This is a genomic window from Candidatus Zymogenus saltonus, assembly GCA_016929395.1.
GTDB classification, from domain to species: Bacteria; Desulfobacterota; Zymogenia; order Zymogenales; family Zymogenaceae; genus Zymogenus; species Zymogenus saltonus.
Window position 1 is genome coordinate 56,378 of record JAFGIX010000009.1, and the last position, 21,877, is coordinate 78,254.

Genomic DNA, 21,877 nt, shown 5'->3' on the forward strand with positions numbered 1-21,877 from the left:
TTTTTTCATACCCAATTTAAAATATTTGAAAATTTACCGTTTTTTACACACATCGGCTATCTCGAGGCGAAAAACTCCCGCGGGACGCGGAACTTCGACCCCGATCTACTTTCTATTCCCTCTATGAAGAGCATCCTCTCCTTCATCTCGATCCCGTTTCCGCCCCCGAATCCCACAAGGTCCCCGTTTTTACCCACCACCCTGTGGCACGGCACGAAAGGTGCAAACCGATTTCTCGCCATGGCCGATCCCACTCCCCTCGCACCGCCGGGGCTGCCTGCGGCTTTTGCCACATCATTGTAGCTCATCACCCTTCCCCGATCTATCCCCTTCACAACCCCATAGACACTCACGAAAAAGGGAGAAATCCCTGAAAAGTCGAGGGGGAACCTCGTCAGGTCTACGGCCTCGCCCTCAAAAAACCTCTTCATCGCATCCTCGATTTCACCGCAGGAAGCGTCCTCCCCGGCTTTAATTCCATTCGTTCCAAGATACGATTTCAGCCCCTTTTCAACATCCCCCCTCTCAACACGGGGGAGCATGCTAAATAATATCCCCGCATCGGAGGAGACCACGCCCATCCACCCGAAGGTCGTTGAGAATATCCCAACATTTTTAATCTCTTTCATTTTTTTCTCCTTATCAACTCCCAGTCTTCAGCTTTCTCTTTATCGGCCCCGCTATCCCCTTGAGCTCCCGCGATCCCATAAGGTACGTTGCGGCTATGTAAACGATGATGCCGAAGACGATAGCCAGAGTCATGAAGACAAGCTTGTTTAGATTTTGTCCCTTAAGCCCCCAGTCGCAGAAGGAGGCGACAAACATGGAGGAGGCCCCCATTGCAACGCACGCGATCCCGGTCTTGACGAGGGAGACGAAAAGACGCCTGAGCCTCAGCCTCCCCTCCCTCCTCCTGAAGACGTAAAGGAGCAAAAAGGCGTTGAGAAACGCCGCTGCAGAAACCGCCAGGGCCAGGCCTCCGTGTTTCAACGGCTCCATTAATAGAATACACAGGATGATATTCAATGCGATCGACATGGCCCCGATCTTGACCGGCGTCGCCGTATCCTTGAGGGCGTAAAATGCGTTGGCCATAACCCTGACACCGCTCACCGCCGGAAGCCCTATCGAGAAGTAAAGGAGCGCGTCGGCCGTCGCTACAACGGAAGAATAGTCGAACTCACCCCTGTAAAAGAGGAGGCTGATTATAGGAACCCGAAGGACGATAAGGCCCACCGACGCCGGAACTGTGATGAAGAGGGTCATCGAGAGGGAGTCGGTAAACGATCTTTTCAGGTCGTCGATCCTCCCCGTGGCCGCCATCTTGGACATGCTGGGGAGGACCGCCGTTCCTATCGCCACGGCGAATATCCCCAGCGGAAACTGGGTAAGCCTGTCTGCGTAATAGAGGTACGAGACACTCCCCGACTCCAAAAAAGAAGCTAAGAATCTTATAACCACCACATTCAGCTGATAGATCGACGCACCGAATATCGCAGGGAGCATCAGCTTCAACATCATCTTGACAGCGGGATGTTTGTAGTCGAGGCTCGGCCTGAAGGTCACTCCCCGTTTTAAAAGTGGGCCGATCTGAAGGAGAACCTGCAGCAGACCGCCGATTATCACCCCCCACGCCAGCCCGACTATCGGCCTTTTCATCAGAGGGCTTATCAGAAACATCGACCCTATCATGGCAACGTTCAGAAGGATCGGGGCCGAGGCCGGGGCGAGAAAGTGTCCCATGCTGTTTAAGACGCCCATCGCCAGGGCGGTGAAGGAGACAAACAGGATGAACGGAAACATTATCCTGGTCAGATCAACTGTAAGCCCCCACTTTTGAGGGTCTCCCTTGAAACCGGGCGCGAAGAGAAACACTATCTCGGGGGAAAAGACTATCCCGATGAGGACCGTGAAGACCAGCACGATGCTGAGGATCGTCATGGTGATCCTCGCCACCCTGAAGGCCTCTTCTTTTCCTTCATTTACAATGTAATCCGTAAAGATCGGAACAAAGGAGACCGTCATGGTCCCCTCGGCGAAGAGCCTCCTCAATAGGTTCGGGATCGTAAATGCGACGAAGAACGCATCGGCGGCGTTTCCTGTCCCGAAGAAGAAGGCCGTGACCATATCCCGCACAAATCCGAGGATTCTGCTTCCCAATGTCGCCGTGCCTACGACTCCCGCGGCCCTTATTATCCGGGAGTTTTCTCCATCCCCGCTTAATTTTTCAAAGCTCTCTTCCACATTTTTTCTTGACAAAATAAAACCTATCGTTTATTCTATAAAATTGATTCTCTTATTCTAAACAATATGGAGGTAGAAAGAGCTTGGCTAATCATAAATCCGCCCTCAAGAGGATGCGTCAGGGCGAAAAACGCAGAATCATGAACAGGCATGTAAAAAGCACCATGAAGGGTTACATAAAGAAATTTCTAAAGTCGATCGATGATAAAAACATTGACGAGGCAAAGGACAATCTGCACACCGCAATAGTCTCGATCGACAAGGCCACCACAAAGGGCGTCATCCACAAGAGGAACGCTTCGAGGAAGATATCCCGTCTCCAGAGGAAGTTCAACTCCCTCGGGGATTCCGCCGCCTAATCGGACCGTCTGTTCTTATCTCAAACGCCTGTGGCCCTCTTCATTGGTCGTTGTCAATACAATCTCGTTAATCAACGGCCCGTCAGTTTAGATTCCAAGTTGCCGTGGCCTCATTTTAGTTCGCTTCAAAGAGGATTGGCCAAGGGCCGATCCTACTCTTTATCGGGCCGTTCTTTAAATCCTGAATTTCCACGGCCTTATCACTGGTTGTTTTCAATACAATCTCGCCGATCAACGGGCCGTCAGTTCAGATTCCAAATAGATGCGACTTCCTTCAATGTTTCTTGCAAATGCGACTTTACTGTTTAACGGGGCCGTCCTTTAATAATATTCCAAATTTCCGCAACCTCATTCACTGGTTGTAACCAACATAACATTGTTGCCTAACAGGGCCGTCCGCTTATCTTAAAACACCCAAGCCCCATTCCGGGATCGTCCCCAAACTTAATAAGGCGGTCATCGATTTGTCTTTTGATCGGCTCGTTCGCTTATCTTAAGACACCCAAGGTCCCTTTTGGTTTCGGCCTTTAACAAAATAAGAAAACCACCTGCCCGCCGCCTAATCGGGCCGTTCTTTAAATCCTGAACTTCCACGGCCTTATCACTGGTTGTTTTCAATACAATCTCGCCGATCAAAGGGCCGTCAGCTTAGAACCAAAGTTACCGTGGCTTCCTTCAATCTTCTTGTAAATGCGACCTCGACGATCAAAGGGCTTTCAGTTTAGACCCAAATGTCTGCGGCCTCCTTCGCGGTTTGATGCAAAAACAGGTTGAGCAACCGCCGATTGATTGAGCCGCAAACTCAAATACTGAATATTTTTAAACTCCCACACTTCTGCCACTGATACGGTATAATCGCCTTGTCTATTAATCGGGCGGCTCTTTCAACCTTCAAAATTTCTTTGCCCCCTCGGAGTCTGTCCCGCCTTCTATTCGACCTTTTCAAGAATTACAGCTGGATCGACCCGCTTAAGTCATCAAGCGACATAAAAACAAAAGCCAGAAAATCAGCGTATTTCCGAGGTAATATCGAGAACCATCTTGTCGATAACCATCTTGTCTTTGAGGGAGCTGCTCTTCAAAAGCCTGTCCGTCTCGAAAAGCCTCTTCAATATCTCCCTGAACGACTCGTGGGATATCCTGTTTACCTGATTGACGTATTTTCCCAGCGTAAACGAGGGTATCTTCAAGGCCCTGGCGGCGCTCTGGGCGCTGTCCCCTTCATCCACCGCAACCTTCAGGCTCCAGAGCCTGACGAAGTGCCACCGTATTATCCCCAGAAGCTCGACCGCCTTAGCCCCCCCGAGTAGCATCTTTTCGATCATCTTCATCGCGCCTCCCGCATCCCCCAGCGACAGGGCGTCCGACATCTCAAAGACGGAGTGAACCTTGAGGTCCGGAATCATGTTCTCGACATCTTCAAACGTCAGCCTCTGATCATCCCCGAGAAAGACAATCAGCTTTTCGACCACCGCCGATGCCGCTGACAGGTCGTCCCCCAAGAAATCGATAATGGTATCGAGGACTTCCGGGTCAGCCGTCTTGCCCTCGTCGCGGAACCTCCTGACGACCCAATTTTTTACCTCCTCCTCCCGCATCTTCTCGAAGGTAGCAACGGCGGACGACTTCAGAAGTCCCTTGAGCCTCCCCGGTGGCATCCTCAACGGCGTTTTGCCCTTCTGCTCCCCAAAACCGCCTGCAGATATAAATAGAACCGTGGAGTCGTTCGGGTCATCGGCGTATGAAACAAGCATTTGGGCCTCTTTTTCAGCAAACCTCTCGGCGTTTCTAACCACCAAGGTCTTTTTTGACCCGCCTATCGCCAGCATCGGGAGCGTCATTGCGCTGTTTATGATCTCCAGCACCGGGGTTTCTCCGCCGTAGAAGGTCTCGTGCATCAGCCCCTCATCCACCTTCCCGCCGTGAACGGCCATCTTCAGTTTGCCCTCGTACTCCCTGATCAGGTGCTCGTCCTCGCCGTAAAAAAAATAGACGGGGTGAAACCTCCCGTCTTTCAGGTCTTTATCGATCTCTCTGTAATTGTTGTAGATCTTCGTCATATTTTAAAGCCGGTATGTGCTATCGGCCGGCCGATAAGGAGTCCATTGGAAAACCCTCAAACATCCCACAAAGTAAAGATTTCAGGCAACCCCCTACACAATATTACAATTCAAAACGTACAATTCAAAATGGCCCCCCTGACAACCCCCCCTCCCCTTTTAGACTCACTTGGCCACTACGATGCTGACGAGCTTTTCTGGAATCACGATCATGTTCTTTATCTCGGCATCCTCGATGTATTTCTTTACCTTTTCATCCATGAGGGCCTTCTCCTTCACCTTCTCTTCGGAAAGCCCCGCGCCCACTACAAGCCTGCTCCTCACCTTGCCGTTTATCTGAACGACTATAGTGATCTCCTCCTCCCGGGCCAACCCCTCGTCGTAGACGGGCCACGAAACATTGACGACGCTCGGGGCGTTTCCGACCGCCTCCCAGAGCTCCTCCGCTATGTGGGGCACGGCGGGAGATAGGAGAAGGATCGCTTTTTCCACCGACTCCTTGAAGACGAGGGTGTCTGAATCGCTGAGCTTCCTGTCCTCTCCCATCTTCGAGATGAAAACGTACATCTCGTTTACAAGCTCCATTACCGAGGCGATGGCAGTGTTGAAATGAAATCTGCTCTCGATATCCTCCGTCACCTTCTTTACCGTCTGGTGCATCTTCCTCTGCAGATTTCTGCCAGCGTCGGAGAGATCCGCCCCGTCCGCCTTGGAAGCCGACTTCGCCCCCTCTACGATGTCGAGGTTATCCACTACGATCCGCCAGAGCCTTGCGAGAAACCTGAACGATCCCTCGACCCCCTGGTCGCTCCACTCGAGTTCCTTTTCCGGGGGCGATGCGAATAGGATAAAGAGCCTTGTTGTGTCTGCGCCATACTTCTTGATCATATCCGCCGGGTCGACCACGTTCCCCTTTGACTTGCTCATCTTGGCGCCGTCCTTTATGACCATCCCCTGTGTCAGGAGTCTGGTGAAAGGCTCCTTGTATTTCACCAGGCCGAACTTCTTCATGACCCGGCTGTAGAACCTCGAATAGAGGAGGTGCAATATCGCGTGCTCGATTCCTCCGATGTATTGGTCGACCGGGAGCCAGTAGTCCACCCTCTTTTTATCGACCATCCCCACGTCGTATCCGGGTGATGAAAACCTGGCGTAGTACCAGGAGGACTCGACAAAAGTGTCCATCGTGTCGGTCTCCCTCCTTGCTTCCCCGCCGCATAAGGGGCAGGCAACCTTGACAAAATCCTCATAGTCGCCGAGGGGCGACCCTCCCCCCTCCTTGAGGTTGACGTCCGTTGGGAGCAGGACGGGAAGGTTTTCTTCAGGAACGGGAACCACGCCGCACTCCTTGCAGTAGACCATCGGTATCGGCGCCCCCCAGTACCGCTGGCGCGATATACCCCAGTCGCGAAGCCTGTAGTTCACGGTCTTTTTGCCGAGGCCCTTTTTATCGAGTTCGGCTATGATATCTTCCATCGCCTTCCGGTTTTCGGCGCCGTTGAACTTGTCGGAGTTTATCAATATCCCGTCTTCGACGTAGGCCTCCTCCATCTCGTCGCCCTTAAGCTCCTTATCCTTCGGGGTGATGACGACGATTATGGGAAGGTCGTACTTCTTGGCGAACTCGAAGTCTCTCTGGTCGTGGGCGGGAACCGCCATGACCGCCCCGGTGCCGTATTCCATAAGCGCAAAGTTTGCGGCGAAAACGGGCATCCTGGCGCCGGTGAAGGGGTTCTTGCAGTATGCCCCTAAAAACACACCCTCTTTTTCGTAGTCCTCCGAAGAGCGCTTTATCTTGTCGGTGATAAGCATCTTGTCCACGAAGTCCCTGACCTTCTTCTCCTCCGGTGTTCCCCTGGAGAGGGCTATTGTCAGGGGGTGCTCCGGCGCAAGGACCATAAAAGTTGCGCCGAAAACCGTGTCCTGCCTCGTTGTAAAGACGCTTATCTCGTCGTAGCCCTCCACCTTCGCCTCAAGGGGAAACTTTATCTCGGCCCCGTAGCTCTTTCCTATCCAGTTCCTCTGCATGGTGATTACGCGCTCGGGCCAATTGTCGACCATATTGTCGAGCTCTTCAAGGAGATCGTCCGCATACTCGGTTATCTTGAAGAACCAGCCGTTTATCTCCTTCTGGGTGACCTCCTCGTCGCAACGCCAGCACCTGCCGGAGATGACCTGCTCGTTGGCGAGGACAGTCTGGCACGACTCGCACCAGTTGACAAAGGACTTCTTCTGATATGCGAGCCCCTCCTTAAACATCTTTATGAAGAGCCACTGCTCCCAGCGGTAATACTCAGGGGCGCAGGTGGCGAGCTCCCTGTCCCAGTCGTAGGAAAATCCCATCTCCTTGAGCTGCTTTTTCATGTAGTCGATATTTTCGTAGGTGTACTTTGCAGGATGAATCCCGCTCTCGATGGCGGCGTTCTCCGCGGGCATCCCGAAGGCATCCCATCCCATCGGGTGCATTACGTTCAGTCCCTTCATCATCTTGTAGCGGGCTACAAGGTCGGTGATGGTGTAGTTCCTCACGTGACCCATGTGGATCCTTCCGGAGGGATACGGAAACATCTCGAGGATATAGTACTTCTCCCTCTTATCGTCTATCTCTACCTTGAAGATCTCGTTCTCCTCCCAATATCTCTGCCAGCGGGACTCGATATCGAGGGGGGAGTATTTCTTAATCTCTGCCATGCGAAATCTCTCAATTCTCCCATCTTGAGTAAAATAAATTATGTGAACTACTGCCTACAAAGAATTCTGTTTATCATAAATTCCCAATTTATGCAAGAATATTGTATTGGGCTCCATATAAAAAAGGCTTGGGGGATATTCCCCAAGCCAAATTGGAATCACGTTTATTTCCCCTATTTTATGACCTTCCTCTTCTCTCCCATCGGCGTTAGGACAAACCTGCATATATTGTCGCCCTTGCTGACGCAAAGCACCTCTTCACTCTCGTATTTCACGTCCAAGGCCCCGGAGATCGCCCCCGCCGCTATCCCGGCGGACATAAAACATGTTACCACCCCCGGTTTTTTATCGCCGTGAACCTCCTTGTAGCCCTCCGACTCCCACGTGTTTGGGTACTCCAGGGCCGCCACGCCCGTCTTCTCGTCGTATTCCACTTTAGTTATCTTCCCCCATCCCAACGCTTGACTGAGATTCACGTGCTGTTTGAACTGCTCTATCCCCCCATGGAAGATCGGCTTCAGCCTCTCCGCCCCCAAAATTCCGGATGAATACCCCACCTCATATATCTGGCGCTTTGCGACGGGGCCCAATATTGATTCCATCCTCTCAAAGATGTTGGCGAAAAGGGCGTTTGAAAACAGAATGAAGCGTCTGTTCAACCCCCATATTTCCTCATCATCGTTCACTTCAAACATCCCGGCACCAACGGGTTTATCTCCCATAATAACCTCCCTTAATATTTAAATTTTAGGCTTTATCACTCCGATACCGCCTTCGGCCGTCAACTTGTCCCGTAATTCTTTTTCTTTAAAAAGCAAGCTTTACTCATCGGTGTAAAATGAAGAATAGAATTACCGAGCAGTATGTGATTATACATAATTAGTATACTATTATATCGCCGAAACGTCAAATCCGTTTTCCGTTCAGGATATAAACGAATCCAAAATTTCAGGAGGGATTTAGGACTTTTGAGATTGCTCTCGATGAATCATCAAATGTCTATTGGCTTATATGAAATTTACTCCATCTCACTTCCCCTTTTCAAAAACGCCCTGCAAAGTTTGCCTATGCCTCTCTTGATTGTCTCGAAGGCAATCGCAATGCCTATGTTGAAAAACCTGAAGCCCGACCTCACAACGGGCCACTTTATCTCCTCCTCGCCGCAGACGATGCCTATGTCGTCAAGGTCAATCCCCCTTTCCATCAGGGTTCGATCCCCTTCGATCCCCTCGATACCGCCCCTGCCTGGAATACACATCTTATCTATATAAGACATGAGCTTCACGTCTCTATCGAGGCGCCCCTTCACGTCGAGATATGTCTCCCTGTCTATATGGCCTCCCTTCAGCTTCAGCTCGTTCATCCTCGCCCCTGAGTCGTAGGTGGCCGACACTATCCCGTCCCTCGTGAGCCATTTTGTCTCGTAATTGAGCATGTATTTCCACGAGGGGGCGTTCAGCGCCTCAACGTGCTCGGAAAAACTCTTGAATAATATCTTATACCCGTGTTTTTCCGGTTGCTCGAAGGCCATGCTCCCGGGATCGACAAAGGGGGCCAGCGGCGAGATGAACGGGGAGAGCCTCTTACCAAACCTCTCCATCAGGTAGCCGCTGTACTCGACCGTCTCCATTACCGATTTTTTATCCTGCCCGGAGATCCCTATCATGAAGAAGACGTCGAACTTTTTCGCGCCGTGCTTCAACGCCCAGCCGATGCTGTCCTCCATCGCTTCTGTCTTGTACCTCTTGCCGGACATCTTTCTGACCTCGTCGTCGTGGGTCTCCGGCGATATCTCGTAGTTCACGTTAGGAAAGACGCGGGAGACCTTCTCGAAAAAGGCCTCCGGCGCCGGGTTGAAGAACTCGAAGACCATCTGGTTTGCTATTCTTTTCTTCCCCATCCTCTTAATCAGGGTCTCTGCGTAATCGTGACCCGCCTGGAGGAGGTCGCCCACCACGAATATCGGCGCCGATGTGTATCTGGAGAGGGAGAGGATATCGCGCGCCACAAGCCCCGGGTCCCTGAATGCGACTTTTTTCCTCCCCAGGTATTTTCTCATGGCGAAGTTCGACCCGCCGCATATAACGCAGTTCTCCCCGCAGCCCCTGCAGGTCACCATCATCGTTATCGGATAGCGCCACCAGTCGTATATGGGGGTCATCCCCTTTATGTCGAAATATTTGACCGACTTTCTGAAGAGGTTCAGGTAGTTGTTGGAAAAATCGTTGAGGCTCTCCTCAACGATGAGCTCGTCGTTGACTCTGACACCGCCCCCCTTCATCCGGGTAAGGTTCGGAATATCGTCAAGCTCTCCGGCTGTTTTTGCGCCGTTTTTTATCGCCCGCATGAGGGAGAGAAGCGCCCTCTCCGTGGAGTCCCCCCTCACCACGAAATCTACGTAGGGGAGCTCGATGATCTCCTCGTGAAAATAGGTGGACGAATAGCCGCCGAATATCACCGGGACTTCCGGGTGTATCTCCTTCAACAACCTTGCCAACTCCACCGCCCCGTGGGCGTGTGGGAGCCAGTGGAGGGAAATTCCAAAGGCCCGAGCCTTGAGTCTTGAAAGGAACTCCCTAACGTCGAAATCCTTACCGGTCAACATGAGATAGGCGAGGTTCACTATCCTCACCGAGACGTCGTTTTTCGACAAATGCTCCGATATGGAGGAAAAACCGATCGGGTACATCTCGAACGCCGGCGTCGAGGGGACGACGTCGCTTATCGGCCCGAACAAGATTTTCCTCTTCCTGAAGTCAAAGACGCTGGGGGGGTGGATCAGTATCAGATCCGCCCTTGGAGATGGAAATCTAAACATCGGCCTCAAAATCCATGAACTTTATCCAAAAAGAGCCAAACAGTGCTTCCCCATATAGCATTCATTCCATAATGAAGATTCGGTTGAAACCGATGGATTATATACAATATAAAAAGGGCTTTCCGTCCATTTTTATTATCTCACAGAAGGGGACAAAAGACAACCGAAAGGAGATCGTCTAAGACAATTTACCACAAAAAACTTGCTAAAACGGGACGAATAAATATATAATGCCCTTTCGCCATTTAGATATTTCGCTGCCATTTGAGGGGGATATTTTTGAAGCACCATTTCATCGACATGGAAAGCCACATCCAGAGTCCTATACGGAGGCTGAATCCGAAGGCAAAAATCATCACTCTCACGGCCATCGTGTTCGTTGTCGTCACAACCCCGCCGGCGGAGATGGTGTCATTTTTCCTGTATCTCACCATCGCCCTTGCCATGATCCTCGCCTCTCACATCCCCATAACCTTCTTCGTTAAGAGGCTTGCCCTGGTACTCCCCTTTATAGCCGTCGCCGTCGTTGCGGCGCCGATCATAAAGGGCGGCGATACAGTGCTAACCATTCCTGCAGGTTTCACGGCGATAGAGGTCTCCCGGAAGGGGGCACTTGTCCTTTTTAACGTTACATCGAAATCGGTCCTTTCGGTCCTCTTCCTGAGCTTTCTTGTGTCCACCACCCCATTTTCAGACGTCATCGTGGGCTTGAGGGAGTTGAGGTTCCCATACTTTCTGTCGGACGCCCTCTCGTTTATGTACCAGTATATCTTCATACTCATCGACGAGGCGGAGAAGATATCGAGGGCCAGAGACGCCCGCCTCTACGGAGGGAGGTGGATCTGGAACTCAAACATCATCGGGTACATGATCGGCGCCATCTTCGTCAGGAGCATGGAGCGGGGCGAGAGGACCTATCTGGCGATGAAGTCCAGGGGCTACGACACGATGCTCGTAACGAGAAAAACGGGGAAGCTCGTCTTGAAAGATTACCTCTTTATCATTATCGTCCTTTTGACAGCGATCGTCATAAGGATCAACGGGGCTTTGGGCATAACGCAGATATGACTACAATCAAGCGAAAATCAAGGGAGACACCGACCAGCGACGGGACGGCTTTAGGAGAAAAAAAATCCTCACACGACAGCTGCGACATCGTTATTAAAAATCTGTCATACACATATCCGGACGGGACCGAGGCGCTCTTCAACATAGACCTCTCGATAAAGAGTAAAGAATCGGTGGCGATACTGGGCAAAAACGGCGCCGGGAAATCTACCCTTCTCCACACGCTCCCCGGCCTTATAATGCCAAAGGGGGAAATAGAGATTTCCGGCATTCGCCTCACCGAGAAGAGCGTCCGCGATATAAGAAAGAAGATCGGCATAGTGTTTCAGAATCCGGAGGATCAGCTCTTCTGCCCCACCGTCTACGAGGATGTCGCCTTCGGGCCGAACAATATGGGACTTGACGATGACGAGATAGACCGAAGGGTAAGGAGGGCGATCTCGGCCATGGGGCTTTCCGGCCTTGAGAGTCGCTCCGCCCACCACCTGAGCCACGGAGAGAAGAAGCGCGCCGCCCTCGCCACTATACTCTCGATGGAGCCGGACATCGTCGCCTTCGACGAGCCCGCCGCAAACCTCGACCCAGAGGGCGTCCACAGCCTGAAGAAGATAATATGCGGGATCGACAAGACTAAGCTTATCATCACCCACAACATAAACCTCGCCTCCGACCTCGCCACGAGGGCGGTGGTAATGGACGGGGGAAGGATCGTGGCCGACATGCCGATAGGGGAGTTAATATCGGACAAAAAGCGCCTCAAGGAGTTGAAGCTCTTGTTTGATTGATATTTCGATTGATATTCGATTAATATTTCGATTGACCCTGGGGAAATTTTCTCGATATTGAGCGGATAAGAGTATTGATTGAGGGGGATTGGTTTATATTTCAGCCGCCGACAATAACGAAACAGCATCAAAGGGCGCGCCGCCTTTATCTTGGTAACTTGCCGGTCTGACGAACCATATATATTGCAGGGAGGTGGATCGATGCCGAAGACAAAGATCGTATACCACGACAAATACCTCACCGACTACCCCACGGCCTCAGTGGAGATGCCGGAGAGGGCACGGGCGATATACAGGGAGTTTTCGAGCCACGGCTACAAGTTTGTAACCCCGAAGCCGGCCGAGGAGTCGGACATCCTGCTCGTCCACACGCACCGCCTCTTGGAATCGGAAAAGAGGGACAGGGAGCGCTACGAGACCGCCCTTTTGTCCGCAGGGGGCGCCATCACCGCATCGGAGATCGCCATCGAGGGGACGCCCGCCTTCGGCCTTATCCGCCCACCCGGTCACCACGCAAGCCCGGACAGCAACTGGGGCTTCTGCTTCTTCAACAACACCGCCATATCGATAGAAAAACTGATCGTCCAGAATAAGATAGAGCGTGCGGTGATACTCGACATCGACCTCCACTTCGGCGACGGCACCGATAACTTCTTCAAGGGGCGCGACGACGTGGCGGTCGTAAATGTCCAGTCGAACTACGCCCTCGAGTTTCTGGCCATGACAAAGGAGGGGCTCGAAAAGTCGGCCCCCTACGACATCGTATGCGTCAGCGCGGGATTCGACAGGTACGTCAAGGACTGGGGTGGAACGCTCGATACCAACGACTACAAAATTATAGGGGAGCTGGTTAAGGAGTACTCCGAAAAGCACGCGAAAGGGCGGCGGTACGCCCTCCTCGAGGGGGGATACTACGTAAAAGACCTGGGGATAAACGCCAGAAGCCTGGTCGAGGGGATGGAATAGGCGGCGAGAAAAACTGCTTTAGAGCCGATATTTGAAGCGATTTTAATGGGATTTAAATATATTGACAAAGAAGAGGAAAAACCCGTACAGCTACCTTAACCTGCTGATGGACGTTTTAAGAGAGAGGAGTTTCGAGAAAGGGGTGAGGGTCCACGACCTGAAGCTCCAGGCGATGAGGGAGCGCCCCGTTCCCAAGCGGGGAAGCTGGGGCAAAAACGGCGACGGCTCCGAGATGACGAGGAGAGACTACGACAGGAGGCTCGAATCCTTTAGGGCAAGGCTCCCCGAACTCCTTTTTCCGGGGGCGGATACCGAGTTTACCGTCGAAGACGAAAGCGGCAAATCCTCCTCGATCGAGGAGCTTATCGACTCCAGAACGAACGGCCTTCTGACCTTCAGGTCGAATATCGAGACCTCCTTTACGAGGAACAACACGGTCAGGGCACACATCTATCCCGAGAGGGCGAAAAAAGGAAAGGCCGGACTCGAAAAGGCGATCATAATACTCCCGAACCTGAGGGCGGAGGAGCGCGCCTTCGCCACGCTCGGGAGGCTCCTTAACAGGTTCGGATACACCGCCCTCGAGATGGTGCACCCCTACCACGGGGAGCGCCATGACCCTAAGGACACCGAGATGGTCCCCGGGGAGAGGCTCTTTTCCGCAGACATGCTCGATACCCTCTACTCATTCAGTCAGGGTATCTCGGACATCCTGGGCGGACTCCTCTATCTTATCAAAAGCGGGTTTAAGAGAATCGGCGTTATCGGCGCGAGCATAGGATCGACGTTTACAATAATGTCGACCGCCTATGCCCTTGAGTACAGGGAGTTTTTATTTAAGAAAAACCCGGAGCTTGTCAAAGACCTCCCGGAGTCGATCTTCAGAGCGGCGATAATAAACCTCTCAGGGGGATTCCTCCGCGATTTCATCATGGACCCGGACAACATCGAGGCGGAGTACGTGAGGACGGGACTTGTGGAGGACTTAAAAATAACCGGCATGGATGTGGAGAAACTCTGGCCCGTGGTAGATCCGATGAAGTTCGTAAACAAGATAAACATCCCCATACTGGCCGTAAAGGCGAGGCAGGACCCGGTCCTCCTCTACCGCTACTCGAGCCGGCAGCGGGAGTTCTTCGCCAAAAACGAGGTGGGCGGAAAAAACTTCAGGGAGATATACATGCCGTTCCCGGCGGGACACTACAGCGCAACCTACTTATTGCCGAAGATGACCATAGGGGTCTCCAATCTCCTCTTTATCCTGAAGCACGTGTAGTCTGTATCCTGATTGAGAGATATCCCGCCGAATTGAGTGAGATACCGCCCGTCTAATTTTTCCCCGTAACCAGATTGATCTTGACAATCTCCACGTCCGTCAAGACCCTGATGGGCGGTCCCCACGTCCCCGCGCCGCTGCTCACGTAGGCGTGCATATCCCCCACCCTTCCGTACCCGTAGCTCAGCTTGAAAATCGAGTCCGTGACGAGATTAAAGGGGAAAAACTGCCCGTTGTGGGTGTGGCCGAAGAGGGCCAGGTCAACGCCCAGCGCGGCGAACCTGTCGAGGTAGACGGGGGTGTGGGTCATGAGGATGGTGGGGAGGTTTTCGTCACACGAATCTATAATCTCTTTCAGGGTCTCCTCGTCCCTCGCCCTCCTCCCCCAACCGTCGGAGTAGTCGTCGAGTCCCACGATATTTACAATCCCGGGGACAGTCACAGCTTTGTCCCTCAAAACCCTGATATTCGCCGACTCCATAAAGTGGGTCGATTCATCAGGTCCGTGGTAAAACTCATGGTTTCCTAAGACAGCGAATGCCCCGTATTTCGCTTTAAATGACGACAGGATTTCCCTGACGTGGTAAAGCCCGTCCGCCTCCTCGTCAAAGAGGTCTCCCCCGATTAAGATTATATCTGGGCCTTCTCCGTTTACCAGCTCCACAATCCCTTTTAGACGATCTTTGCCTATCATTCTCCCGAGGTGTATGTCAGACACGAAGACAACCTTCAGCGGATTTGAATCGACAGGGAGGGTGTCTACCGCGAGATCGAGCCTTCTCACCTTTACGTCCTTTGAGTGGAGGTATCCCGCTAATATCAGTGCGGACACCGCCAAGACTACTATTACAAAAAGCGTCCTCCCTATGACGAGCTGGTTCCTGTAAAAGACTTCCGGGATGTAGGAAAAAATGTAGTTGAAAAACCTTATGAAATCCACTGCGAGCCCAATCAAGAAGAAGTAGATTATCGCCCCGAGCCATAAAGACCCTATCCATGTAAGAAGGGGAGATATGTCATTTTCAACGAGCCTCCTTATGAAGAAGCTCACGGGAAAAGCAAGGGACACGGTCACAAAGAGAGCGATATATACCCAAAACGGAACACCTTTCAGCTGAAGAGCCAGGTTCCCCTTTAAGAGGACGTAGGAATTCATTGAGAAATAGACTCCCAAGAATATCGTCAGGAAGATGATAAAGGACTTCAGGTCATTCACAAGTTTTTCTCCCTTGTTTTTTTGTTACAATCTTTTATTATATTATGAAGACGTCGAATTGTGAAGGGTATTGCATAATTTTTTTAATTTATTTTCAGAGCTTCACTCATAAACAGGCTGAAATATTTTAAAAAGCCTTGACAAATTCCTATTTCTTCACTATTATTCCTTAAATAAGGAAATTCACTTCTCCGATCCTTCTCACCTAAGGGGGGGGCATCATGATGTGGGCGGATATTGGGGGGCGATTGAAATAGTCGTTTCCCTTCGCTCAAGTTAATGCCCAACACCCTATGGTGGAAGGACGACAAGGTATGGCCGGAAACGGCCATGCCCCCCGTGCTTGGAAAGGAGAAAAGTTATGGGAAACCACGTCTCCACGTACCGCACGGTACGTTTTTTTATGCTTGAGACATGACCAATCCCTGTGTATCAATCTACGGTTTTCAACGGCAAGGGACAGCTTTTCCTCTTTCCAAAATCGGAAATTTATTTAACTCTTTTTGTGGAGGTTTGATGTGAAAAGGAAAAGACTTTTATCTATTCTAACAATTTCGGCTCTTGTTTGTTTCATGGCGTTTGCCGGAATCGCCCTTTCGGCCGAAACACTTATCCTTGCAAGCACCACCAGCACCGACAACACGGGGCTCTTCGGCTACATTCATCCTGACTTCACCAAGAAAACCGGTATCACGGTCTACGTTATCGCCGTCGGCACCGGGAAGGCCTTAGAGATCGCCAAGAATGGCGACGCCGATGTCGTCATGGTGCACGCCAGGGAGCTGGAGGACAAGTTCATCGCCGACGGTTATGGCGTAAACAGAAAGGACGTTATGTACAACGACTTCGTGATCATCGGCCCGAAGGACGATCCCGCCGGTATCAAGGGAATGAAGTCCCCCGCCGAGGCCTTAAAGAAGATCGCCGAATCGGACGTAGTCTTTGTGTCGAGGGGCGACAAATCCGGAACACACGTAAAGGAGCTCGATATCTGGAAGCTTGCCGGAGTCGATCCTCAAGGACAGAAGTGGTATATAGAGACAGGACGGGGAATGGCGGAAACCCTCATCATGATAAACGACATCGAGAAGGCCTACACACTCTGCGACAGGGCGACATACAACTCCTTTACGGCGGACGGCAAGATCGATTTTCCGATATTGGTCGAGGGTGATCCGATCCTGTTTAATCCCTACGGAGTTATCGCCGTTAATCCAAAGACCTATCCCCACGTAAATTACGACGGAGCCATGAAGTATATCAACTGGATCACCTCGAAGGAGGTCCAGAAGATGATAGGCAACTTCAAGGATAAAAACGGCAATCCACTTTTTATACCGGACGCAAAGTAGCATCACTCATCGGGTAACGAGATGCGCGCCGATTATTCAAAGGAAGGGCTATGGATTACATTGTCAACGGCTTTAAACATGCTCTGATTCTAATCATTTCCTTTGATCGAGAAGTCTTTGAAATTGTCGGACTTTCACTCTATTGTTCAAGCATTGCCACGCTGTTATCCTCAATCTGCGGCGTTCCGACCGGATATATAATCGGAACCAAGTCTTTTCGGGGAAAGGGCGCTCTCGTTACCCTCTTTAACACCTTAATGGCGCTTCCAACCGTCGTGGTCGGCCTGTTCTGCTACTCGTTTTTGTCTCATCGAGGCCCCCTCGGCTTCATACACCTCCTCTTTACCCCATGGGCCATCATAATCGGCGAAGTAATACTGGCGTATCCCATCGTCGCTATGATATCGATATCGGTTACCCAGGGGATAGATCCAAAGATCAGAGAGACATCCCTCACCCTCGGGGCGTCGCCCTTCCAATCGGTTCGATCGGTTCTTTTTGAGGGAAGAATCGGGTACCTTGCCGCCGTAGTGGCGGGCTTCGGGAGGGTTGTGGCGGAGGTGGGCGCCGCCATGATGCTCGGTGGCAACATCAAGGGGCTCACAAGGACCATTCCCACCGCAATCGCCCTGGAAACGAGCAAGGGAGAGTTCGCCTTCGGCCTGGCGCTTGGGATCATCCTCCTCTCCCTATCCTTTGCGGTTAATATTTTTCTCTACAGACTACGAGGAAGAGCGGGAAAATAGACAGCCTTATGCAGATTATAGAAGCTAAAAATATCACTAAGGCCTACGACGGACACAAGGTCCTCGACATCGATCATTACGAGTTCGAGAGGGGGGGGATATACGCCTTCGTGGGTCCCAATGGATCGGGGAAGACCACTTTCTTTCGCATCCTCTCGCTCCTTGAGCAGCCCACTACGGGAACCATCACAATTAACGGGAAGGGGGTTACCGCCTTCGAGCCCCATACTACCAGAAAGAAGATAGTCCTCGTCCATCAGGAACCGGTGATGTTTGACACGTCGGTCAAGAAAAACGTCGCCTTGGGCCTCTCTTACAGGGGGGTTCCCAGGAGGGAGGCCGCCGACAGAATAAGGGAATCCCTCGAAATGGTCGGGATGTCCGGCTTCTCGAAGAGACACGCGAGAAATCTCTCGGGTGGTGAGACCAAGCGGGTCGCAATCGCCAGGGGAATCGCCATCCGTCCCGAGGTGCTGATCTTAGATGAGCCTACCGCGAATGTGGACGTGCTGAATATTTTAAAGATCGAGGAGATAATCAAAAACATAAACAAGAAGTACAACACCACAATCATCTTTTCCACCCACAACATAAGTCAGGCGTACCGCCTGTCGAACAAAGTCCTTACCCTGATGAGCGGAAGGCCGAGCAGTGAGCCGGTCAAGAACTTCTTTTCGGGAAAATGCGGAAAGCTCGGAGACGAGCCGGTCTTTAACACGGGCCGAATCGACATCAGGCTCCCGGAGCACAACGAGGAGGCCGGCTACGCCTCAATCGATCCAAAGGAGATCATCATATCGAAGGATCGAATATCCTCAAGCGCCAGGAATCAATACTCGGGCGAGATCACCGAGATAAGGAAGGACGGGGAGATAATAGGCCTCTCCGTTGACGCCGGGGAGATCTTCCACGTAGACGTTACCCAACGCTCCTTTTCCGAAATGGGACTCAACATCGGACAGAAAGTTTTTATTGCCTTTAAGGCCTCTTCTGTGTTATTATATTAAGTTATACTTTTTTGGGTCACCTACGGACGATCGCCCACGGACGATTAAAAGCAATGAGAAAGTCCTTTCTTAAATTGATAACTCCGGAAGAGTTCCGCAAGGTCTTGATGGATTTCGAGGGTAGGACCGATACCGAGACCGTCTATACAACGGACGCCCTCGGAAGGGTTCCCGTATCGGACATTCTCTCTCCGGTCGATCTCCCCGACTTCAGGCGATCCATTGTTGACGGCTATGGAGTTGTCTCGAAGGATACCCACGGGGCCTCCTCCTCGATTCCTTGCTATCTGAAGCTAATTGGGGAGATTGCGGTGGGGCCTGCTCAGGAAGGACAGGTATTAAAAATTTCGCCTGGGGAGGCGGTGAGGGTGGTCACTGGAGGGATGGTTCCGGAGGGGGCAGACGGCGTTGTCATGGTGGAGTACACCGACCTTGTCGACGATACCACCCTCGAGGTGAGGAGGGGAGTCTCTCACCTCGAAAACATCGTTCTCATAGGAGAAGACCTGAAGAAGGGTGATCTTGTCGTCAGGGGGGGGGTGCACTTAAGATATTTTGATATAGGCGCTTTGACCGGCGTCGGTATAACTAAGATCGATGTATTCAATAAGCCGAGGGTGTCTGTCTTTTCTACCGGCGGCGAGGTGGTGGAGCCGGCGGAAATCCCGAAGCCGGGACAGATAAGGGACGTAAACAAGTACGCCCTCGCCGCGGGGGTATCCGAGGCGGGGGGAATTCCGGTCATTATGGAAAATGTGGGCGATGACCCGTCCTCCCTGAAGGAGGCTCTGAAGAAGGGCAGAGAGACCTCCGATATGGTCATCCTCTCGGGGGGGAGCTCCGTGGGCAACATGGATTTCACACTTTCGGCAATCGACGAGATCGCCAAAAGCAGGGGGTCAGACTCCCCCGGAGTTTTGGTCCACGGGGTGTCGATAAGGCCGGGAAAACCGACCATATACGGGATCGTCGACAACACGCCCGTATTCGGGCTTGCCGGACATCCAGTGGGCGCCCTGATCGTCTTTTTACTGTTTGTCGCGCCCATGATAAAATTGATAGGGGGAACCGCCGATCCCTCCTGCAAATCTCAAATCGTCGAGGCAAGGATTGACAGGAGCCTCTCCGGTGCGCCGGGGCGCGATTACTACGTCCCCGTGAGACTCGTGCCCTCGGCCGACGGCGCCCTCCCCACGGCAACTCCCCTTCTCGGAAAGTCGGGGATGATCTCGATCCTGACGGGAAGCACCGGCCTAATCTGCATCCCCTCCATGAAGGAGGGTATCTTAAAGGGAGATACGGTAAGCGTATCGCCCCTATGATATAAAATATTTGAGATCAATTATTTGAGACTCAATGAACAAGACTGCGAGAAATATATATCTGAAAAAGAGGTCGCTCGATGAGGCGATCTCCATTCTGTATAATAATTTCGATATCGACGGATACATAGGCGACGAGGTAATAAAGAGCACTGAGGCACTGGGAAGGGTGACGACGGAAAGCGTCTTCGCCGCCCACTCCTCCCCTAACTACCACGCCGCCGCCATGGACGGGATTGCCGTCTCGGCAAACGACACCTACGGGGCATCGGAGCCTTCGCCGAAAAAATTGAAGATCGGAAGCGAGGCCGTCTTCATAAACACCGGAAACGTCCTTCCGGACGACAAGGACGCCGTCATAATGATCGAGGACGTCAATGACCCGGGCGACGGAACCGTCGAGATAATAAAGGCCGCCTTCCCCTTTCAGCACGTCAGGTCGATGGGGGAGGACATGGTGGCAACTGAATTTTTGCTCCCAATGGGACACATCATAAGGCCCTTTGATATAGGGGCGCTTCTCGGAGTCGGCAGAACAGAGGTGAGGGTCAAAAAAAGGCCGAGGATATTGTTTGTCCCCACGGGAGACGAGATCGCCGAGCCTGATTCAGGCCCCCTCGCGAAGGGAAGGGTATACGAATCGAACTCCGCCGTAATCGGCGCCATGGCCATGGAAGACGGGGCCGAGACGAACCGTATCGCCGTGGTGGGCGACGACCTTGACAGGATAAAGGGGACTATCCTCGACAACATAAAGCAATTCGATATAGTCATCGTGATCGCCGGTTCCTCGGCTGGGACGAAGGATTACACGAGGGCGGTAATCGACGATATCGGGGAGGTATTGGTTCACGGCATAAACATAATGCCCGGAAAACCGACGATCCTTGGAAAGGTGAAGGGGAAGCTGGTCGTGGGACTCCCCGGTTACCCGGTCTCGGCGGTGATGACATACTTCAACGTCATCAGGCCGCTGATCTCAAGGATGCTGGGCCTGGGCGAGTACCCCTACGAGAGGGTTACGGCAACCGTCCTGAGGGACATCCCCTCGAAGGTCGGCGACGACGAGTTTTTGCGGGTTAGGCTCTCCAGTGTCGACGGGAGGCTCATCGCATCCCCACTCCCCAGGGGGGCGGGAAACATCACCACGATGGTCAAGGCCGACGGGATTGTCAAGATCGAGGCTTTGTCTGAGGGATTAATGAAGGGGGACTCGATCACGGCCTTTATCCTTCGCAGAAAGGACGAGATCGAAGGGGGTATACTGGCGGTCGGGAGTCACGACATAAGCCTCGATCTCCTCTCCGGTGACCTCTCCCTCCATTTTCCCGGCTACTCCCTCGCATCGGTGAACGTGGGGAGCCTCGGGGGGATAACGGCGTTGAGAAACGGCGAGTGCCATCTGGCAGGCTCCCACCTCCTCGACCCGGACACGGGCGACTACAACATCTGGGCGGTCAAAAAGTATATGAAGGAGATGCCGGTATCGATAATCACGCTGGCCCACCGCACCCAGGGCCTCATCATCCAGAAGGGGAATCCTCAGGGAATCTCGAAGATAGAGGACCTAAAAAGAGAGGGAGTTGTCTTTGCGAATCGACAGCGCGGCTCCGGGACGAGGATACTCCTCGACTATCACCTGAAAAGGTTCGGGATAGACCCGGCGGAGATCGAAGGATATGACAGGGAGGACTTTACCCACATGAACGTGGCGGTCAGGGTCCTCTCTGGGAGGGCCTCCTGCGGCCTCGGGATTGCGGCTGCGGCGGCGGCCCTCGATCTCGATTTCATTCCCATTGATGAGGAGCGCTACGATCTGATCATCCCCCTAAAATACCTGGAGGACAAGAGAATCCAGGCCCTGGTCGAAGTGATAAGAAGAGACGATTTTAAAACGAAGATCAGGGCGCTTTCCGGATACGACACGAGGGATACCGGAAGGGAAGAGATTGTTAAATAGAATGAGC

At 52.3% G+C, this 21,877-nt stretch carries 17 protein-coding genes and 1 riboswitch; of the genes, 10 read left to right on the top strand and 7 right to left on the bottom strand.

All coding sequences use genetic code 11. The annotated features are described in order from the left end of the window. Positions 1–56 precede the first annotated feature (56 nt). Positions 57–629 carry a methylated-DNA--[protein]-cysteine S-methyltransferase gene (locus JW984_01950; GenBank protein ID MBN1571940.1) on the bottom strand — a complete coding sequence of 191 codons (573 nt, stop codon included), beginning with the start codon at positions 627–629 and terminating at the stop codon, positions 57–59. A gap of 13 nt (positions 630–642) precedes the next feature. Further along, positions 643–2,259, bottom strand: a complete 1,617-nt coding sequence (gene murJ, locus JW984_01955; protein ID MBN1571941.1) for a murein biosynthesis integral membrane protein MurJ — start codon at positions 2,257–2,259, stop codon at positions 643–645. Between the two features lie 68 nt (positions 2,260–2,327). On the opposite strand from murJ, the gene JW984_01960 reads away from it, so the two are divergent. Then, on the top strand, positions 2,328–2,603 hold the full coding sequence (locus tag JW984_01960) for a 30S ribosomal protein S20 (protein MBN1571942.1): 276 nt from the start codon (positions 2,328–2,330) through the stop codon (positions 2,601–2,603). A 1,007-nt stretch (positions 2,604–3,610) separates the two neighbouring features. On the opposite strand, the gene holA is transcribed toward JW984_01960, so the two are convergent. From holA to JW984_01980, 4 genes are all read right to left on the bottom strand, one after another. Continuing rightward, positions 3,611–4,663, bottom strand: a complete 1,053-nt coding sequence (holA, locus tag JW984_01965) for a DNA polymerase III subunit delta (GenBank protein ID MBN1571943.1) — start codon at positions 4,661–4,663, stop codon at positions 3,611–3,613. Between the two features lie 165 nt (positions 4,664–4,828). Continuing rightward, positions 4,829–7,354, bottom strand: a complete 2,526-nt coding sequence (locus JW984_01970; GenBank protein MBN1571944.1) for a leucine--tRNA ligase — start codon at positions 7,352–7,354, stop codon at positions 4,829–4,831. 173 nt (positions 7,355–7,527) lie between these two features. After that, complete coding sequence (locus JW984_01975; GenBank protein MBN1571945.1) at positions 7,528–8,076, bottom strand: 4-vinyl reductase; 549 nt, start codon at positions 8,074–8,076, stop codon at positions 7,528–7,530. A gap of 296 nt (positions 8,077–8,372) precedes the next feature. Continuing rightward, entirely contained in the window at positions 8,373–10,172 is a 1,800-nt protein-coding gene (locus JW984_01980) for a TIGR04190 family B12-binding domain/radical SAM domain protein (protein MBN1571946.1), read from the bottom strand. A gap of 279 nt (positions 10,173–10,451) precedes the next feature. Here JW984_01980 and cbiQ point away from each other — a divergent pair, with 279 nt between their 5' ends. From cbiQ to JW984_02000, 4 genes are all read left to right on the top strand, one after another. Continuing rightward, positions 10,452–11,240 (top strand): cobalt ECF transporter T component CbiQ, encoded by a 789-nt coding sequence (gene cbiQ, locus JW984_01985; GenBank protein MBN1571947.1) that lies wholly within the window; start codon positions 10,452–10,454, stop codon positions 11,238–11,240. Beyond that, the gene (locus JW984_01990; GenBank protein ID MBN1571948.1) at positions 11,237–12,025 is read left to right on the top strand and encodes an ABC transporter ATP-binding protein; all 789 of its coding nucleotides are present in this window, start codon (positions 11,237–11,239) and stop codon (positions 12,023–12,025) included. Before cbiQ ends, JW984_01990 begins: the two co-directional genes overlap by 4 nt. 201 nt (positions 12,026–12,226) lie before the next feature. Further along, positions 12,227–12,991, top strand: coding sequence for a histone deacetylase family protein (locus JW984_01995; GenBank protein MBN1571949.1), 765 nt, complete (start codon positions 12,227–12,229; stop codon positions 12,989–12,991). 61 nt (positions 12,992–13,052) lie between these two features. Next, entirely contained in the window at positions 13,053–14,267 is a 1,215-nt protein-coding gene (locus tag JW984_02000) for a hypothetical protein (protein MBN1571950.1), read from the top strand. 52 nt (positions 14,268–14,319) lie between these two features. On the opposite strand, the gene JW984_02005 is transcribed toward JW984_02000, so the two are convergent. Next, the gene (locus JW984_02005) at positions 14,320–15,483 is read right to left on the bottom strand and encodes a metallophosphoesterase (GenBank protein ID MBN1571951.1); all 1,164 of its coding nucleotides are present in this window, start codon (positions 15,481–15,483) and stop codon (positions 14,320–14,322) included. Positions 15,484–15,660: 177 nt separating this feature from the next. After that, positions 15,661–15,853, top strand: a riboswitch (molybdenum cofactor riboswitch). A gap of 202 nt (positions 15,854–16,055) precedes the next feature. On the opposite strand from JW984_02005, the gene JW984_02010 reads away from it, so the two are divergent. Genes JW984_02010 through JW984_02030 form a run of 5 tightly spaced genes read left to right on the top strand, consistent with a single transcriptional unit; the run spans position 16,056 to position 21,870 of the window. Continuing rightward, complete coding sequence (locus JW984_02010) at positions 16,056–16,835, top strand: substrate-binding domain-containing protein (protein MBN1571952.1); 780 nt, start codon at positions 16,056–16,058, stop codon at positions 16,833–16,835. Between the two features lie 50 nt (positions 16,836–16,885). After that, positions 16,886–17,581, top strand: a complete 696-nt coding sequence (locus JW984_02015) for an ABC transporter permease (protein ID MBN1571953.1) — start codon at positions 16,886–16,888, stop codon at positions 17,579–17,581. Positions 17,582–17,589: 8 nt separating this feature from the next. Continuing rightward, positions 17,590–18,588, top strand: coding sequence for an ATP-binding cassette domain-containing protein (locus tag JW984_02020; protein ID MBN1571954.1), 999 nt, complete (start codon positions 17,590–17,592; stop codon positions 18,586–18,588). Positions 18,589–18,641: 53 nt separating this feature from the next. Continuing rightward, positions 18,642–19,910 (top strand): molybdopterin molybdotransferase MoeA, encoded by a 1,269-nt coding sequence (locus tag JW984_02025; GenBank protein ID MBN1571955.1) that lies wholly within the window; start codon positions 18,642–18,644, stop codon positions 19,908–19,910. A gap of 34 nt (positions 19,911–19,944) precedes the next feature. Beyond that, positions 19,945–21,870 (top strand): molybdopterin biosynthesis protein, encoded by a 1,926-nt coding sequence (locus JW984_02030; protein MBN1571956.1) that lies wholly within the window; start codon positions 19,945–19,947, stop codon positions 21,868–21,870. Positions 21,871–21,877: the final 7 nt, after the last annotated feature.